The following is a 710-nucleotide window of genomic DNA, read 5'->3' as shown; positions in this document are numbered from 1 at the left end:
CATGGCATTCTTTCTTTTTCTTGCAATGGTCGTGGAAATCTTTATCGAACCACTCGTCAAAGAACCAAAAATCATCGAACCAATCGTGACAACGACATTTCTGTTCATGTGAATGACGACAGCACATAGAAATCCCTCCTCTTCCCATGCTCTCTACAGCATATGAGAGATTGATAGGAAAAGATTGGACGGGTCCCTCGGGAAAAGAGTATATTTTAAGTAGAAAATAAAAGGAGGAATGCCCTATGACGTCAGTACGTAAAACGATGGAGCTCATTAAAGAACTTGTATCGATCCCAAGCCCGACAGGAAATACATATGAGGTGATCAATTATATTGAAAGCCTTTTAAAAGAATGGAAGGTAGAAACGGTTCGGAACCACAAGGGCGGCTTAATTGCAACGCTTCCAGGACGCGACACATCCCGGCATCGCATGCTGACAGCGCACGTTGACACCCTCGGCGCTATGGTGAAGGAGATTAAAGCGGACGGCCGGCTGAAAATCGACTTAATCGGCGGGTTCCGCTACAACTCGATTGAGGGGGAGTATTGCCAAATTGAAACCGCCTCGGGAAAAACGTACACAGGCACCATTTTAATGCATCAAACGTCTGTGCACGTATACAAAGACGCGGGAAAGGCTGAGCGGAATCAAGAGAATATGGAGATCCGCCTAGATGAACCAGTTCACTGCCGGAAAGATACGGAG

Annotated in this window: 1 pseudogene; it reads left to right on the top strand. The window is 46.2% G+C overall.

Annotated features, from left to right (window positions below):
• Positions 1-245: 245 nt before the first annotated feature.
• Positions 246-710: pseudogene (locus tag ACWHAR_RS27160) on the top strand (peptidase M42); the annotation flags it as partial.

The sequence above is a fragment of the Bacillus sp. LR--39 genome, assembly GCF_053613335.1.
This window is presented reverse-complemented; position numbering and strand designations above follow the sequence as displayed.